The sequence below is a fragment of the Bacillus sp. N447-1 genome, assembly GCF_022701035.1.
Taxonomy (GTDB): Bacteria; Bacillota; Bacilli; order Bacillales; family Bacillaceae_G; genus Bacillus_A; species Bacillus_A cereus.
On record NZ_CP065509.1, the window covers coordinates 4185404 to 4202694 of the forward strand.

The window sequence follows — 17291 nt, forward strand, 5'->3', positions numbered from 1 at the left end:
GATGCATTTAATGTACCAAAAAAATATGACAGTCACAAACGAGTGGTTATCCACATACCTAGGTGGATAAAGTGTGTATAGTTTGTTAGTAAATTCCAAATTAACTGAAAAATTAATGTGGAAAATGTGTACAATTTTATCCACAGGTTATATATCGAAAAATGTTGTCGAAAAATTTTATGAAAAATCCTCAAAGAGGTGAAAGAAATTGAAACTATTTTTACCAAATGAATATGTGAAAAATGTATATCATGTTCAACCAGAAGATTTAAAAAAACGTGGGATTAAAGGCGTTATTACTGACTTAGATAACACTTTAATTGAATGGGATCGTCCCAATGCAACACCGCAACTTGAAAAATGGTTCTTGGAAATGAAAGAGCAAGGCATTCAAGTAACGGTCGTTTCAAATAATAATGAGCAACGTGTAAAAGATTTTGCTGATCCATTAGGTATTCCATTTATTCATAGTGCACGTAAACCATTTGTTCGCGCATTTAAGCGTGCGATACAAGAGATGCGTTTGCAGCCAGATGAAGTTGTAGTAATTGGAGATCAGTTACTGACGGACGTGCTTGGTGGCAACCGAGTAGGCCTTCATACAATTTTAGTTGTACCGGTAGCACAAACGGACGGATTAGTAACGCGCTTTAATCGAAAAATTGAACGAAGAATTATGAAAAATATGAAGAAAAAAGGTTTAATTAACTGGGAGGAATAAAGTTTGACTGAAACAATTAAATGTATTGGTTGCGGTGTAGAAATTCAAACAGAAAATAAAAACGAAGTGGGGTATGCTCCTGCCTCATCTTTAGAGAAAGAACAAGTTATTTGTCAACGTTGTTTTCGCTTGAAGCATTACAATGAAATTCAAGATGTATCGTTAACAGATGATGACTTCCTACGCATTTTAAATGGAATTGGAAAATCAGATGCATTAGTAGTCAAAATTGTAGATATTTTTGATTTTAATGGTAGCTGGTTACCTGGCTTACATCGTTTCGTAGGGAATAATAAAGTATTACTTGTTGGAAATAAAGCTGATTTAATTCCAAAGTCAGTAAAACATGATAAAGTAAAACATTGGATGCGCTATAGTGCAAAGCAGCTAGGATTAAAACCAGAAGATGTCTTTTTAATTAGTGCAGCGAAGGGACAAGGAATCGCTGAACTAGCAGATGCTATTGAGTATTATCGCGGCGGCAAAGATGTTTATGTTGTTGGATGTACGAATGTAGGGAAATCGACATTTATTAATCGTATGATTAAAGAATTTAGTGATGAGACTGAAAATGTAATTACAACATCTCATTTCCCAGGAACAACACTTGATTTAATTGATATTCCATTGGACGAAGAGTCTTCTTTATATGATACGCCAGGTATTATTAACCACCACCAAATGGCTCATTATGTTGGAAAGCAAAGCTTAAAGCTTATTACACCAACAAAAGAAATTAAGCCGATGGTATTCCAATTAAATGAAGAACAAACGTTATTCTTTAGTGGATTGGCACGTTTTGATTATGTAAGTGGTGGTCGTCGTGCATTTACTTGTCACTTCTCGAATCGCTTAACAATCCATCGTACAAAGCTTGAGAAAGCAGATGAATTATATAAAAATCATGCCGGGGATTTACTAAGCCCACCAACGCCAGAAGAATTAGCAAATATGCCTGAGCTAGTGAAATACGAATTTAATATTCGTGAACCTAAAACGGATGTTGTATTCTCTGGATTAGGATGGGTTACTGTGAACGAACCAGGAGCAAAAATTGTTGCACACGTACCAAAAGGAGTAAGTGTTTCACTACGTAAATCTTTAATTTAATATGGAGAGGGATTTATGAAACAATTATATGGTGTAATCGGAAATCCAATTGGACATTCATTATCACCCGTTATGCATAACGATGCATTTGAACACTTGAATATGGATGCCCATTATCATGCGTTCCTTGTTGAAGAGGAATTGCTAGGGGAAGCAGTAAGAGGTTTAAAAGCATTAGGTATTTCAGGATTTAATGTAACAACTCCGCACAAGGTTGCTATTATGGAGTATTTGGATGAGATTGACCCATTGGCAAGGAAAATCGGTGCAGTAAATACAGTGGTTCATAAGGATGGAAGATTAATTGGCTATAACACAGACGGGATTGGTTTTGTTCGAGCGCTGCAGTCAATTAGTAATGAACCACTTCAAGGGAAACGTATTTTGTTACTTGGTTCAGGTGGTGCTAGCCGAGCTATTTATTTTTCTCTTGCTGATGTAGGTGTAAAAGAGATTGATGTAGCCAATCGTACAGTAGATAAGGCAAAGGAACTTATTGCTGCACGTACGGCCGATGTTAATTCTGTTGCTTTGTCGTTAGAAAAAGCGACAGAAGAACAAGGAAATTATGATATTATCATTCAGACGACAACGATAGGTATGCATCCACACGTAGAACATACGCCATTACAAATTTGTTCGTTAAAAAAAGGAACGATTGTATCAGATATAATTTATAATCCATTTGAAACGAAAATTTTATGTGAGGCAAAAGAGCAAGGTGCAATCATTCAAAATGGTATTGATATGTTTGTTTATCAAGGAGCACTTGCATTTGAAATGTGGACAGGACGCACGCCAAATATCGAGAGAATGAAACAATTAGTTATAGAAAAGCTTGGAGGCTAACATATATGTTAACAGGAAAACAAAAAAGATTTTTACGTGCACAAGCACATCATTTAACACCAATTTTTCAAGTAGGAAAAGGCGGAGTAAATGAAAATATGATTAAACAAATCGCAGATACTTTAGAAGCTCGTGAGTTATTTAAAGTAAGTGTATTACAAAACTGTGAATTTGATCGCCGTGAGGTTGCGGAAGAACTTGCAAAAGGTGCACGTGCTGAAATCGTTCAAGTAATTGGGAGCACAATCGTTTTATACAAAGAATCAAGAGAAAATAAACAAATTAAGCTTCCTCGATAAAAAGACTAGCATGCGCTATTTTTATCGTTTATGCGTAATGATGTAGAGAGCGAAACCAATTGAACTTTTATTAATAGCAACTCTCTTCATTCCTAACCGAGGAGAGTTGCTGTATGTAAAAGGAAGGGGCGTTTCTTTTGAGAAAAATTGGCATCATTGGCGGTACATTTGATCCGCCTCACTATGGACATTTGCTAATTGCAAATGAAGTATATCACGCTTTGAACTTGGAAGAAGTATGGTTCTTGCCAAACCAGATTCCGCCACATAAACAAGGGCGGAATATTACAAGTGTAGAAAGTCGTTTACATATGTTAGAGCTCGCGACTGAGGCAGAAGAGCACTTTTCTATTTGTTTAGAAGAGCTAAGTAGGAAGGGCCCATCTTATACGTATGACACTATGTTACAATTGACGAAGAAGTATCCGGATGTGCAGTTTCACTTTATTATTGGTGGGGATATGGTTGAGTATTTACCGAAGTGGTATAACATTGAAGCTTTATTTAATCTTGTAACGTTTGTTGGAGTTGCAAGACCTGGGTATACATTGCATACACCATATAAGATTACTACAGTGGAAATTCCGGAATTTGCAGTTTCTTCATCCTTATTACGTGAGAGATATAAGGAGAAGAAAACGTGTAAATATTTACTTCCCGAAAAAGTACAGGTATATATCGAGAGGAATGGGTTGTATGAATCGTGAGAATGCACTGCATATTGTCAAACAACAAATGCATGAAAAACGTTATATACACACAATTGGTGTAATGGAGACAGCGATTGAGCTTGCTAAGTTATACGGTGTGGACGAAAAAAAAGCAGAGATGGCAGCTATATTCCATGATTATGCGAAATGTAGAGCAATTTCAGAGATGGAAGAGATTATTAAACGTGAAGATTTGCCGAAAGATTTACTTTGCTATAACAAAGAGTTATGGCATGCACCTGTTGGGGCATACTTAGTAGAAAAAGAAGTAGGCATTATGGATTCTGAAATTTTGCAAGCTATTACATATCATACAAGTGGTCATGAGAATATGACGATGTTAGATAAAGTGATTTATGTAGCTGATTACATTGAACCTGGGCGAAAGTTTCCAGGAGTGGAAGAGGCTCGTAAACTCGCATATACGGATATAAATCAAGCTTTATTATTTGCGTTAAAGAGAACAATTCAATTTTTAATGGAAAAAGATCAGACGATTTATCCATTAACATTCCAAACATACAATGCAGTTATCAAGGAGGAAATGAGTAAATGAACGATAAAGATTTATTAGTATTAGCGGCAAAAGCAGCTGATGATAAGAGAGCAGAAGATATGGTTGTCCTAAATATGCAAGGTATTTCACCAATTGCAGATTATTTCATTATTTGTCACGGGAATTCAGACAAACAAGTGCAAGCAATTGCACGTGAAATTAAATCAAAAGCACATGAGTTCCAAATCGACGTACAACGTATGGAAGGGTTTGACGAAGCACGTTGGGTATTAGTTGATCTTGGAGATGTAGTTGCTCATGTATTCCATAAAGATGAGCGTAATCACTATAATTTAGAGCGTCTATGGGGCGATGTGCCACGTGAAGATATTACAGAAGAGTTAGGCCAATGAAATACGAACAATTTGCATTGTTGTACGACGAACTAATGAATGATGTCCCTTATGATAAATGGGTGGAATTTACAGAGGAAAGTTTACAGCAGGCAGATATGAAAGAGGCAAAAATTCTTGATGTAGCATGCGGTACAGGTAATGTAACCCTGCCGCTTGTGCAAAAGGGTTACGATTTAATAGGTGTCGATCTTTCAGAAGAAATGTTAACAGTCGCTCAGCAAAAACTAGGAGGAGAGGGATACTTTATTCCTTTTTATCAACAAGACATGCGAGAGCTTGATGTTCCAGGTGAGTTTGATTGTGTAACCATCTTTTGTGATTCATTAAATTATGTATTGCAAGAAGATGGAGTACAAGAAACATTTAGAAGAGTATTTCATCATTTACGTCAAGATGGTTTGTTTTTATTTGATGTACATTCTTTATATAAAATACATCATGTATTTCAAAATGAAACGTATACAGTGAATGGAGAAGAAATATCTCTTATTTGGAATTGCTTCCCTGGTGAAGAATCAAATAGTGTAGAGCATGATTTAACATTCTTTGTTCAAGATCCGGAAGAAGATGTGTACCATCGGTTTGACGAATGTCACGTGCAACGTGCATATCAAGTGGAAGAGTTAACGAAATGGCTTGAAGAAGCAGGTTTTACAGTGCTTCGTGTAACAGGTGATTTTGAGCGACTTGAAGTTACAGAACAAACAGAGCGTATTTTCTTCATGGCGAAGAAAAACGGATAAAACAAAAGCAACCGAGAAGGTTGCTTTTGTTTTATAAAGAAGATGTATTTTTAGTTCTAGCATAATCTGAAGATTGTATGCGTAAAGTGTGGGAATAGTAGTTGAAGTGAAAATGTATTGTAAAAAAGTAAGTATTTATAAAAAGGATTTGGAATGAAAATGACGTATTTATTATGTGTGTTTATTGAATTGCTGATCAACGCATTCTAAATCTTCATCAAATTTTTCATGTGTTCGCTCGATTAACTTATGGAACATATCTCCAACGTGCTCTTCTAAAACCCGAATGCCTTCCCCAGTAACGCCGCCTTTCACGCAAACCTTTTCTTGTAAGGTAGGTAATGTGAAGATTTCTTTTTCAAGTAATTTCCCCATCCCCACGACCATTTCACTTACTAAAGTAGTAGCCTCTTCGTGTGTAATATTTGTTTTATCTACAGCAGCGTTAATGAAGCATTGTAGTAAATAACTAAAGAAAGCAGGACCGCAACTTGCTATATCAGATGAAACGCGCGTTATATCTTCTTCTATTACAAGAGGTGTAGAAATGTTTTTGAATAGACGAAGTAGTTTTTGTTGCCATTCTTCAGAGCAATTATCTCCAAATGTAAATAGTGAGGCGCCAGAGAGCGCGCGATTTGTGATACTTGGAATGATACGCGCGACGTGGCAAGGTACGAGAGTCTCTAATTGTGATGGAGATATTGGACTTGTAATAGAAACTAAGCACGTTTCATCAGAAAAATGTTCAGCGTATTTTTTTAGGATAGGGTATATATCTATCGGCTTGACACAAATAAAAATAAGTTGTGATTGTTCGATTACTTCCGGGATTGTTTTTGCTATATGAACAGAAGGGTATTTTTCTTTTATATGATATGCTTTTGCAGGCGTCCGATTAATGATTGTAAGGCACGAAGGTTTGACAGCACGGGTTTCTAAAAATGCATCGATTAGTATATTCCCCATGTTTCCTGTCCCTATAATTCCTATGTTCAAAGTTTCATCCCTCCTTCGTAACAGCTTTCTCCTAAACAATATGAATGATGTTATAAATTTATGATTAGAGGTGTAAAATGATGTGGGATTTTCCGAAAAAGTGGTTAGGTTTAGTAGCTATTATTGGAACTTTACTTTTTCTTGTTTTTTGGAAAACGAATCAGAGTGTAGAACGAATGCCTATTACAATGAATGTACAAGAGAAGGAGATCGAAAAAAAGGGTAAACCGAAAATATCGGATACAAAGGAACAGAAAAGAACAATTATAATTGATGTGAAAGGAGCGGTTAGTAAAGAAGGGGTATATGAAATGAAGGAAGGAGATCGCGTAAAGGATGCGGTTCAAAAGGCTGGTGGTTTTTTATCAGAAGTAGATATGAAAAAAGTGAATTTAGCACAAATTGTACAAGATCAAATGCTTCTTTATATACCGAGTAAAAATGAATCAGAACAAGGGGTGCTTACTTCTTCTAAGGAAGATGGCAAGATTCGAATAAATACAGCGGCGAAAGAACAACTAGAAAAAATTACAGGGATTGGCTCTCGAAAGGCAGAAAGTATTTTGAAATATCGAGAAGAACATGGTCCGTTTCAGAAAATAGAAGATTTATTAGAGATTGATGGGATTGGTGCGAAGTCTCTTGAAAAGATAAAAGATCAAATTATTATTCCGTAAAAGATTGACGAAGTTTTTCTTCTTTCGCTACACTACAAGTAGACAAAAAAGTAGGTGAAAAATATGGAACGAATTTCATGGGATCAATATTTTATGACGCAAAGCCATCTACTATCTTTGCGTAGTACATGTACAAGGCTTGCGGTAGGAGCGACAATCGTTCGCGATAAACGAATTATTGCTGGTGGATATAATGGTTCAATTAAAGGTGGCGTACATTGTATAGATGATGGTTGTTACGTAATCGATAATCATTGTGTTCGGACAATTCATGCCGAAATGAATGCTTTATTACAATGTGCCAAGTTTGGTGCGAAAACAGAGGAAGCAGAAATTTACGTTACGCATTTCCCTTGTTTACAATGTTGTAAGGCAATTATTCAAAGTGGTATTACAGCGGTTTATTATGCGCAGGATTATAAAAATCATCCATACGCCATAGAGTTATTTGAACAAGCGAATGTAACAGTGAAACACGTTCCGCTAGAATATGATATTGCTGCATTAGAGGATCAAAAACGTTATACAGAGTTGAAAGAATTATTTGTGTCTTTAGAAAAAGATAATCTATCAATGGAAGAATTACAGCATGTATTCACGAAAGCAAAAATGATGCTATAAGGAGTGAGTATAAGTTGCAAGAACAATGGGGGTATGTTGCAATCTCGTTTATAATAGGGATTGCAATTGCCTTTTCCTCGTCACTTTTATTGATAGTTTTTTGCCTCTTTTTAAATGTTTTCTTCTGTTTATATCGCACTTCGCGTAAAACCTTCATTTTTTGTATTGTAGCGTGCTTTAGTAGCGTTATATACACTTCCTATGTTCAAGTATGGAATAAGTCTCTAGGGAAGCCCTATGCAGTTACAAGAGGGGTTATACAAAACACACCGCTTGTTAATGGGGATCGCCTATCTTTTCAATTTGAAGATCAGAATAAAAATATAGTGCAGTTAAGTTATAGAATAAAATCAGCTTTGGAAAAGAAAAAAATGCAACAATTATACGCAGGGATATCATGTGTATTCGAGGGTGAGAGGAAAGAACCGGAAACAGCTCGGAATTTTCATGGTTTTAATTACCGTGATTATTTATACAAGCAACATATTCATTTCACATTTGAGGCTACATATATTTCTGAATGCTATAAAACATCACTGTCGTTCACGCAATGGATTCTTCTTTTAAGGCAACAAGCAATCTCGAAAGTTACAGAAATGTTTCCAGAGCAATCAGGTGCTTTTATGAATGCATTACTCTTTGGTGATAGACAACAAATGACGTTTGAAGTGGAAGAGCAATATCAACAATTTGGTCTTGTACATTTGTTAGCAATTTCAGGTTCACACATTGTATTGTTGATGGTGATAGTATATTTTATTTTGCTAAGAAGCGGTGCGACGAGGGAGGTAGCAACAATTTGCCTTATCATTTGTATTCCTTTGTATATGGTTTTAGCAGGGGCTTCACCCTCTGTTATAAGAGCTTCTATAACAGGGGTTTTGATGTTGATTGCTTTTATGTGCTCGATTCGTTTATCTAGTTTAGATGCTTTAAGTGTAACAGCTATATGTATGCTTATATATGACCCTTATCTTGTTTTTGATATTGGATTTCAGTTTTCTTTTGTAGGTAGCTTCGCTTTACTTTTGTCTGCTCCGTTATTGTTAGGGAGTAGCAACGGAGTAATCCGAAATTCTATTTATATTTCTATCATTTCACAGCTCGTTAGTACTCCGATTTTGTTATATCACTTTGGTTATTTTTCTCCATATAGCATTCTCCTCAATCTCTTATACGTTCCGTTTTTATCTATCATTGTATTACCATGTAGCATTATTATTTTACTGTGTATGCCAATTGTCCCGTTTCTTGCAAAAGGATTTGCGGATGTATTATCAATAGGCTTGAGTATGTCTAATGATTTTCTAAGTTATTGTGAAAGTTTACCATTTACCCAGCTTATCTTCGGGGAAACGCCCTTCAATCTTGTAGCTGTATATTGCGCGAGTATTGTCAGTATATTGATGGTTTGGGAAAGAAGAGCGCCGAAAAAAATGGTTTGTATAGTTGCGAGTGTATTTATTTTTATTAGCACATGTCATTATGTATATCCATATTTTAGAGGAAGCGGAAGTGTAACATTTATTGATGTTGGACAAGGTGATGCAATATTAATTCGCCTTCCGTATGATAAAGGGATTTATCTTATTGATACAGGTGGAACGCTTCGTGTGAATAAGGAAGAATGGCAACAAAAAAAGCATGAATTTTCTGTTGGGAATGATGTTTTAATACCCTTTTTACAAAAAGAAGGTATTAAAACAATTGATAAATTAATCGTAACGCATGGAGATGCAGATCATATAGGTGCTGCGCAAGAATTATTATCACATATACCTGTAAAAGAAGTGGTATTTGGCCGAAAGGGAAAAGATGCAGTATTAGAAAAAGTAGTCAAGAAACAGGCATTAGAAAAGGAAATGAAAATAACTGAAGTGGGGGAAGGGGCGAGTTGGAGTGTAAATGAAGCGGAATTTTTCGTTTTAGCTCCAAAAGGAAAAGAAAAAAGCGAAAATAACGCTTCAATTGTAATATGGGCAAAATTTGGAGGGTTGAAGTGGCTATTTACAGGCGATTTGGAAGAAGAAGGGGAAAAGATTTTAGTAGAGGCATATCCAGATTTACAAGTGGATGTTTTAAAAGTTGCTCATCATGGGAGTAATACGTCATCTATAGAGCCTTTTTTGAACGTCATACAGCCTCGTGTAGCGATTATATCTGTTGGTAAGCAGAATAGGTATGGACACCCGCATAAAGAAGTGATAGAGCGTTTTGAGAAGATGGGGAGTGCGATATGGCGCACGGACAAGCAAGGTGCTATTTCCTATGTTTTTAAAGGGGAAAATGGAACCTTTAAAAGTAAAATCACATATGATAAAACACATAATAGATGAAAAAGAGAAGACTGCCATGAAGTGGCAGTCTTTAAGAACCGATAAATTTAATAACAGTTGCAATGATGAAAAGTGTTGCGAAAAAACCAAATGAGACGATAAATCCTACCCCTGAATCAATAGCGTCATTGCGTTTACTTTGAACGTTTTGTTCAAAATCATTCATTTAGAATCCCTCCCCAACATTCCACTTTAGTATAAAATATTGTCAGAAAAAAATCTACAATTTCCATATGAAGAGAAAACGAGCTTTTTTGCTACTTTTAAATCATGAAGTAATGTGAGTTTTTCGTTTCCAAGCATGTTAACAGTTGGCACTTATACTCAAATTTTTATTGCGAATAATAAAGGGAAGGTGATTACCGCACACCAATAAGAAACCCGGGGCTTATTGCGTGGCGTTTAATATAAATAAAGGGACGGGTTATAAAGCCTGTTCCTTTGTACTTGTAAAACAAAAGCTAGGGCATTAGTATAAATATATATTGCCAAGTTAGGGAGTAGGAAAAAGTATGAGTGATATACATAAAAAAATTAAAAAGAAACAGTTTGCTCCGTTATATTTACTATATGGAACGGAAGCTTTTTTTATAAATGAAACGATAAAGCTTATTACGACAGAAGCACTTGAAGAAGAAGATCGAGAGTTTAATGTTGTGACATACGATTTAGAAGAAGCGTATTTAGAAGATGTGGTTGAGGATGCGCGTACGCTTCCTTTCTTCGGAGAACGGAAAGTACTGTTAATAAAATCACCGCTATTTTTGACTTCGCAAAAAGAAAAGTTAGAGCAAAATATAAAAATTTTAGAAGAATACATTGGTGAACCTTCTCCATTTTCTATTCTTGTTTTTGTTGCGCCTTACGAAAAACTTGATGAGCGAAAAAAAATTACAAAACTATTAAAGAAAACAGCAGATGTAGTAGAAGCAAATGCGATGCAAATACAGGATGTTCAGAAGTGGATTGTTGCTCGTGCAGATGAAGTGCATGTGCATATTGATAACGCGGCTGTTAGTTTGTTGCTAGAGCTTGTGGGAAGTAATGTAACAATGTTGGCGAAGGAAATGGACAAGTTAACGTTATACGTCGGTATGGGCGGAGAGATTACGACGAAACTTGTTGCAGAGCTTGTACCAAAATCCGTTGAGCAAAATGTATTCGCTTTGACAGAAAAAGTGGTGAAAAAAGATATTGCAGGTGCAATGCAAATTTTGGATGGATTATTTACGCAGCAGGAAGAGCCGATTAAATTGCTTGCGTTATTAGTGAGTCAATTCCGCTTGTTGTATCAAGTGAAAGAGCTACAGCAACGTGGTTATGGACAAAATCAAATTGCGTCTCATATTGGTGTACATCCGTATCGCGTGAAGTTGGCAATGAATCAAACGAAGTTTTTCTCTTTTGAAGAATTAAAAAAAGTGATTATAGAATTAGCGGAAGCTGATTATAGTATGAAGACGGGAAAGATGGATAAGAAACTTGTGCTCGAGTTTTTCTTAATGCGATTAAATCATATGTGATGACACAAAAAAGTTCATGTACTTAGTACATGAACTTTTTTGTATATAAAAAAACGATCCAAATGGATCGTTTTTTAAACGCCTTACGCGTTTACTTGTTTCGCTAAGCGAGATTTTTGACGAGCTGCAGCGTTTTGGTGGATAAGACCTTTACGAGCTGCTTTGTCAAGTTTTTTAGAAGCAGTTTTGAAAGCTTCTTTAGCATTTTCAAGATCGTTATTAGTAACTAAAGCTTCTACAGTTTTAACAGCAGAACGCATGTCAGACTTGATAGAAGCGTTATGTGCACGACGCTCTTCGCTAAGTTTAGCGCGTTTGATAGCAGATTTGATGTTTGCCATACTTTTCACCTCCCTGGTGCAATCGAATGACTCGATTCTTACATAGAACAAGTGATATTCTATCAAACGGTGAAGAGAATTGCAATAGTATATCCATGAAATTTCACGTAAAGGAAAGAATGACCTTATATAACTTTGGGAAATCTAACGATATTTACTATGAATTACGGAGGAGATACGATGAAAGAACCATTAGATTTAAGTAAATATAGCATTAGAACTGACCTTGCTGTAGAAGCCCATCAAATGTTGCAAGAAAGCCAAGAGGAACAAAAAGGGATACAGGGAGTTATTGTAAAAGAGAGAGAAGAAGAGGGGACTATAATTACAAAAGTAACAATTGATGAAGCTGCCTCTGAAGCGATGGGTAAAAAGCCTGGAAATTATTTAACGCTTGAAGTTCAAGGTATACGTCAGCAAGATACAGAACTTCAACAAAAAGTGGAGCGTATTTTTGCAAAAGAATTTTCTAATTTCTTAGAAGAGGTTGGCGTTACAAAAGAAGCAAGCTGTTTAATTGTAGGTCTTGGGAATTGGAATGTAACACCAGATGCTCTTGGACCGATAGTTGTAGAAAATGTATTAGTAACGAGACATTTGTTTCAATTACAGCCTGAAAGTGTAGAAGAAGGGTTTAGGCCTGTTAGTGCAATTCGGCCGGGGGTAATGGGAATTACAGGGATCGAAACGAGCGATGTTATTTATGGGATTATTGAGAAGACGAACCCGGACTTTGTAATTGCGATTGACGCATTAGCTGCCCGTTCTATTGAACGAGTAAATAGCACGATACAAATTTCTGATACTGGAATTCATCCCGGATCGGGGGTTGGGAATAAACGTAAAGAACTAAGTAAAGACACATTAGGTATCCCTGTAATCGCGATTGGTGTTCCGACTGTGGTCGATGCTGTTTCGATTACAAGTGATACGATTGATTTTATTTTGAAACATTTCGGCCGAGAGATGAAAGAAGGAAATAAACCTTCACGCTCTTTGTTACCAGCGGGATTTTCATTTGGAGAAAAGAAAAAATTAACGGAAGAAGATATGCCGGATGAAAAGAGCAGAAATATGTTTTTAGGTGCTGTTGGTACGTTGGAAGAAGAAGAAAAAAGAAGGCTGATTTATGAAGTGCTATCTCCTCTTGGTCATAATTTAATGGTAACCCCAAAAGAAGTAGATACTTTTATTGAGGATATGGCGAATGTAATAGCGAGTGGTTTAAATGCGGCGCTGCATCATCAAATTGATCAAGATAATACGGGAGCATATACACATTGAGGGGAACAGATGATTATCGTTTGAGTCGCTTTACGCTTTTGTGTATATGTAGTGTGGCTTTATGTTTACTTATGATGATAGCAGGAGTGGCACTTGCTAATCATGGTTTGAAAAGTATGAAAGGCTATCAGCAACTGTCATATGAACAAATAGCTCATATGACAGGGACAGAAAGTACAGGTGCTGAATCAGAAATTTTGGGTAGCTCGTTTTCGGCCTCAGAAAAACAACAACAGTTAGAACGTTTAAGAAGTTTTAATGTTGTAGAAGGAATTGGGATGGCAGTAGCTAGTGTAGCTTATGAAATGACGAAGTTCGGAACGGATATCGTTGTTGGGAAAATAAAAGGAATTTTTAGCTAAGAGTAACATGGGAGGCGGTTGTTTTACTGGTTTGTAAGACAGCCGTTTTAAAATTTGAAAAGGGTTTGTCTCTTATGGTTTATTCGCATAAGATATAGATAGAATGATTTGTATCGTAAGCAGCACGAGTTTTCATTGAATCTTTGTTGCTCTATTGATATAATCAGTGCTAGTGTATATTGGCGAGACTATTAGGAGTTGAGAACATAGATGAATAAAGAAGAAAGAGCAAAAAGACAGTCCAAAATTCGTAATTTCTCTATTATTGCTCATATTGACCACGGAAAATCAACGTTAGCAGACCGTATTTTAGAGAAAACAAACGCGTTAACACAACGTGAAATGAAAGCTCAGTTGCTTGACTCTATGGATTTAGAGCGTGAGCGTGGTATTACAATCAAATTAAACGCAGTACAATTAAACTATAAAGCAAAAGATGGTGAAGAGTATATTCTTCATTTAATTGATACACCAGGACACGTCGACTTTACGTACGAAGTATCTCGTAGTTTAGCGGCTTGTGAAGGCGCGATTCTTGTAGTAGATGCAGCGCAAGGTATTGAAGCGCAAACGTTAGCAAACGTATACTTAGCGCTTGATAATAATTTAGAAATTTTACCAGTTATTAATAAAATCGACTTACCGAGTGCGGATCCAGAACGTGTACGTCAAGAGGTAGAAGATGTAATTGGTTTAGATGCATCAGAAGCGGTACTTGCTTCTGCGAAAGCTGGAATTGGTATTGAAGAAATTTTAGAACAAATTGTTGAAAAAGTACCAGCTCCGTCGGGTGATTCAGAAGAGCCATTACAATGTATGATTTTCGACTCTTTATATGATCCGTACCGCGGTGTAATTGCTTATATCCGTGTTGTAAATGGAACAGTAAAAGTTGGCGATAAAGTACGTATGATGGCAACGGGTAAAGAATTTGAAGTAACAGAAGTAGGTGTATTTACACCGAAAACTACGCAACGTGACGAGTTAACAGTAGGTGATGTAGGTTTCTTAGCAGCATCGATTAAAAATGTTGGTGACACACGTGTTGGTGATACGATTACACATGCGAAACGTCCAGCTGCAGAGCCGTTAGCAGGTTACCGTAAGTTAAACCCGATGGTATTCTGTGGTCTGTATCCAATTGACTCTGCTCGTTATAACGATTTACGTGATGCATTAGAAAAATTAGAGTTAAACGATTCTGCTCTTGAGTTTGAACCAGAAACATCTCAAGCGCTAGGATTTGGTTTCCGTTGTGGTTTCTTAGGGCTTCTTCACATGGAAATCATTCAAGAACGTATTGAACGTGAATTTAAGATTGACTTAATTACAACAGCGCCAAGCGTTATTTATAAAGTTTATTTAACTAACGGTGAAGATGTTATTGTTGATAACCCATCTAATATGCCAGATCCACAGTCTATCGATCGTGTAGAAGAGCCGTTTGTGAAGGCTTCAATTATGGTTCCGAATGACTATGTTGGAGCTGTAATGGAGATTTGCCAAGGTAAACGTGGAACGTTTATTGATATGCAATATTTAGATGAAACGCGTGTTACATTAACATATGAAATCCCGTTATCAGAAATCGTATATGACTTCTTCGATCAATTGAAATCAAATACGAAAGGGTATGCATCATTTGACTACGAGTTAATTGGCTATAAGCCATCTAAACTTGTGAAAATGGATATTCTTTTAAATAATGAACAAGTGGATGCTTTATCATTTATCGTACACCGTGATTCAGCGTATGACCGTGGTAAAGTAATCGTAGAGAAATTAAAAGAATTAATTCCGAGACAACAGTTCGAAGTGCCAATTCAGGCGACTATCGGAAATAAAGTTGTAGCACGTTCTACAATTAAAGCGATGCGTAAAAACGTACTTGCAAAATGTTACGGCGGTGACATTTCTCGTAAGCGTAAACTTCTTGATAAGCAAAAAGAAGGTAAAAAACGTATGAAGTCTGTTGGCTCTGTAGAAGTACCGCAAGAGGCATTCATGGCTGTACTGAAAATGGATGACAACTAATATTTGAAATAAAAAAGAAGTCGTTTGTGCGGCTTCTTTTTTCTGTATAATTACTTTTTAGACATCTGAGCAGCTCTCATTTACAATAATGAGAGAGCTTTTTAGTTCATATAGAGTTAGGAGATTGTTAATGTCCGAAAATATTCGAAAAGATATTCAAGATAAAATACAAAATGGTAATTTTAATTGTGAAAAGGAATTGACGCTTTCTATTATTAGTGGAAAGTGGAAAGTTGTGATACTGTGGCATCTTGGTGTGGAAGGGCCGCATCGTTTCAGTGAATTACAACGGTTATTCCCAAGCATTTCTCATAAAGTTTTGTCGAACCAATTAAAAGAGTTAATGGAAGATGGGATTGTTGATCGGACAGTATATCCCGAAATTCCTCCTCGCGTTGAGTATTATATGACGGAACTAGGCATGTCACTTTTACCGATCGTTGAAATGATGTATGATTGGGGAAAAATGCGAATGGAACAAATTCGTAATACGTTAGAGAAGTAGAGAACCCTCCGGAGTGCGGAGGTTTTCTTTTTAGAAAGGTAGGAGTTATATTTGGTACAAGCTGCATACATTCATATTCCGTTTTGTCAGCACATTTGTCACTATTGTGATTTTAATAAAGTGTTTATTGAACGCCAACCGGTTGATCAATATTTAGATTATTTAGAGAAGGAAATAATAAATACGGTTCAAAAAGTTCCATTTGATAGTATGAAAACGATTTTTGTGGGTGGGGGAACTCCGACAGCGTTAAATATGGAACAGACAAAAAAATTACTCGAGATTATTAATCGTCATTTGCGTCCGTTCGCCCCGAATTGTGAATTAACATTTGAAGCGAATCCAGGAGATTTACCGAAAGAGAAGCTAAATGTACTGCTAGAAGGTGGAGTAAATCGAATTAGTTTTGGTGTGCAAACGTTCCGTGATGAACTTCTTGAGAAGATCGGGCGCAAGCATACGAGGGAAGATGCATTCCTCGCGATTCGAGAGGCACAGGAAGTAGGCTTTAAAAATATTAATGTAGATATTATTTATGCTTTGCCAGGACAGACGATAGAAGATGTAAAAGAAACATTAGATATTGCTTTTACGCTTGGTGTACAACATTTCTCGGCATATTCATTAATTGTGGAGCCAAAAACAGTGTTTTATAACTTAATGAACAAAGGAAAATTACGTCTTCCGGGTGAAGACCATGAAGCGAAAATGTATGAAATAGTAATGGATGAAATGGAGAAACACGGTTATAACCAGTATGAAATTAGTAATTTCTCAAAAGGTGACAATAAAAGTAGACATAATCTCACATACTGGAATAATGAAGAGTATTATGGATTTGGAGCTGGAGCTCATAGTTATGTGAACGGAGAACGTATTCAAAATGTTGGTCCTCTGAAGCAATATTTTAATAAAATTGATGAAACAGGATTTCCGTATTTAGATGTTCACAAAGTGACGGAGAAAGAAAGAATGGAAGAAGAGCTGTTCTTAGGGCTTCGAAAAACAAAAGGTGTTTCTAAAACGGCGTTCCGCAATAAATTTAATGTAGAGATGGATCAAGTTTTCGCGAAGCAGTTACAAAGCAACCAAGAGCAGGGATTGCTTGAAGAGGAAGATGGACATGTGCGTTTAACGCGAAAAGGAAAATTATTAGGGAATGAAGTATTCCAATCATTTTTGATTGACTAATTAAATGTTCCATAGGCGTGAAAAAGTTTCATTATTTCGTGACGTTTCCGTTGACAATTGAATGTCAATTTTGG

20 protein-coding genes are annotated in these 17291 nt (G+C 36.3%); 17 read left to right on the forward strand and 3 right to left on the reverse strand.

Annotated features, from left to right (window positions below; all coding sequences use genetic code 11):
* Positions 1-208 precede the first annotated feature (208 nt).
* From IQ781_RS21235 to IQ781_RS21270, 8 genes are all read left to right on the forward strand, one after another.
* Complete coding sequence (locus tag IQ781_RS21235) at positions 209-721, forward strand: YqeG family HAD IIIA-type phosphatase (protein WP_000765314.1); 513 nt, start codon at positions 209-211, stop codon at positions 719-721.
* 3 nt (positions 722-724) lie between these two features.
* Positions 725-1831 carry a ribosome biogenesis GTPase YqeH gene (gene yqeH / locus IQ781_RS21240; protein WP_000140799.1) on the forward strand — a complete coding sequence of 369 codons (1107 nt, stop codon included), beginning with the start codon at positions 725-727 and terminating at the stop codon, positions 1829-1831.
* A 15-nt stretch (positions 1832-1846) separates the two neighbouring features.
* A complete protein-coding gene (gene aroE / locus IQ781_RS21245; protein ID WP_000812076.1) occupies positions 1847-2680 on the forward strand; it encodes a shikimate dehydrogenase in 834 nt (277 codons plus the stop codon).
* 5 nt (positions 2681-2685) lie between these two features.
* Entirely contained in the window at positions 2686-2979 is a 294-nt protein-coding gene (yhbY, locus tag IQ781_RS21250; RefSeq protein ID WP_000955224.1) for a ribosome assembly RNA-binding protein YhbY, read from the forward strand.
* Between the two features lie 137 nt (positions 2980-3116).
* Entirely contained in the window at positions 3117-3686 is a 570-nt protein-coding gene (gene nadD, locus IQ781_RS21255; protein ID WP_001226046.1) for a nicotinate-nucleotide adenylyltransferase, read from the forward strand.
* Positions 3676-4245: a bis(5'-nucleosyl)-tetraphosphatase (symmetrical) YqeK gene (gene yqeK / locus IQ781_RS21260; protein ID WP_139846666.1), complete on the forward strand. Its 570-nt coding sequence runs from the start codon at positions 3676-3678 to the stop codon at positions 4243-4245. Before nadD ends, yqeK begins: the two co-directional genes overlap by 11 nt.
* Entirely contained in the window at positions 4242-4598 is a 357-nt protein-coding gene (gene rsfS / locus IQ781_RS21265; RefSeq protein ID WP_000998173.1) for a ribosome silencing factor, read from the forward strand. Before yqeK ends, rsfS begins: the two co-directional genes overlap by 4 nt.
* Positions 4595-5344 carry a class I SAM-dependent methyltransferase gene (locus IQ781_RS21270; RefSeq protein ID WP_000873069.1) on the forward strand — a complete coding sequence of 250 codons (750 nt, stop codon included), beginning with the start codon at positions 4595-4597 and terminating at the stop codon, positions 5342-5344. Before rsfS ends, IQ781_RS21270 begins: the two co-directional genes overlap by 4 nt.
* Positions 5345-5515: 171 nt before the next feature.
* Here IQ781_RS21270 and comER read toward each other — a convergent pair whose 3' ends face one another.
* On the reverse strand, positions 5516-6343 hold the full coding sequence (comER, locus tag IQ781_RS21275) for a late competence protein ComER (RefSeq protein WP_001020554.1): 828 nt from the start codon (positions 6341-6343) through the stop codon (positions 5516-5518).
* Positions 6344-6420: 77 nt separating this feature from the next.
* Between comER and IQ781_RS21280 the strand changes: the two genes are divergently transcribed.
* The 3 genes from IQ781_RS21280 to IQ781_RS21290 all read left to right on the forward strand — a co-directional run bounded on the left by IQ781_RS21280 (position 6421) and on the right by IQ781_RS21290 (position 9977).
* The gene (locus tag IQ781_RS21280; RefSeq protein WP_000989932.1) at positions 6421-7020 is read left to right on the forward strand and encodes a helix-hairpin-helix domain-containing protein; all 600 of its coding nucleotides are present in this window, start codon (positions 6421-6423) and stop codon (positions 7018-7020) included.
* A gap of 63 nt (positions 7021-7083) precedes the next feature.
* Positions 7084-7641, forward strand: coding sequence for a ComE operon protein 2 (locus tag IQ781_RS21285; protein ID WP_000439770.1), 558 nt, complete (start codon positions 7084-7086; stop codon positions 7639-7641).
* 14 nt (positions 7642-7655) lie between these two features.
* Complete coding sequence (locus IQ781_RS21290; protein ID WP_139846667.1) at positions 7656-9977, forward strand: DNA internalization-related competence protein ComEC/Rec2; 2322 nt, start codon at positions 7656-7658, stop codon at positions 9975-9977.
* Positions 9978-10008: 31 nt separating this feature from the next.
* Here the strand turns inward: IQ781_RS21290 and IQ781_RS21295 are convergent, their stop codons facing one another.
* A complete protein-coding gene (locus tag IQ781_RS21295; protein ID WP_000997609.1) occupies positions 10009-10143 on the reverse strand; it encodes a YqzM family protein in 135 nt (44 codons plus the stop codon).
* A gap of 346 nt (positions 10144-10489) precedes the next feature.
* Here IQ781_RS21295 and holA point away from each other — a divergent pair, with 346 nt between their 5' ends.
* Positions 10490-11500, forward strand: coding sequence for a DNA polymerase III subunit delta (gene holA / locus IQ781_RS21300; RefSeq protein WP_001279916.1), 1011 nt, complete (start codon positions 10490-10492; stop codon positions 11498-11500).
* Between the two features lie 83 nt (positions 11501-11583).
* Here holA and rpsT read toward each other — a convergent pair whose 3' ends face one another.
* The gene (gene rpsT, locus IQ781_RS21305; protein WP_001274011.1) at positions 11584-11841 is read right to left on the reverse strand and encodes a 30S ribosomal protein S20; all 258 of its coding nucleotides are present in this window, start codon (positions 11839-11841) and stop codon (positions 11584-11586) included.
* Positions 11842-12021: 180 nt separating this feature from the next.
* Between rpsT and gpr the strand changes: the two genes are divergently transcribed.
* From gpr to hemW, 5 genes are all read left to right on the forward strand, one after another.
* On the forward strand, positions 12022-13125 hold the full coding sequence (gene gpr / locus IQ781_RS21310; RefSeq protein ID WP_000662618.1) for a GPR endopeptidase: 1104 nt from the start codon (positions 12022-12024) through the stop codon (positions 13123-13125).
* Complete coding sequence (locus tag IQ781_RS21315; protein ID WP_001215037.1) at positions 13122-13487, forward strand: YqxA family protein; 366 nt, start codon at positions 13122-13124, stop codon at positions 13485-13487. Before gpr ends, IQ781_RS21315 begins: the two co-directional genes overlap by 4 nt.
* 210 nt (positions 13488-13697) lie before the next feature.
* Entirely contained in the window at positions 13698-15521 is a 1824-nt protein-coding gene (lepA, locus tag IQ781_RS21320) for an elongation factor 4 (protein WP_001030951.1), read from the forward strand.
* Positions 15522-15651: 130 nt separating this feature from the next.
* Positions 15652-16026, forward strand: coding sequence for a winged helix-turn-helix transcriptional regulator (locus IQ781_RS21325; protein WP_001293539.1), 375 nt, complete (start codon positions 15652-15654; stop codon positions 16024-16026).
* Between the two features lie 51 nt (positions 16027-16077).
* The gene (gene hemW, locus IQ781_RS21330; protein ID WP_000249433.1) at positions 16078-17217 is read left to right on the forward strand and encodes a radical SAM family heme chaperone HemW; all 1140 of its coding nucleotides are present in this window, start codon (positions 16078-16080) and stop codon (positions 17215-17217) included.
* Positions 17218-17291 lie beyond the last annotated feature (74 nt).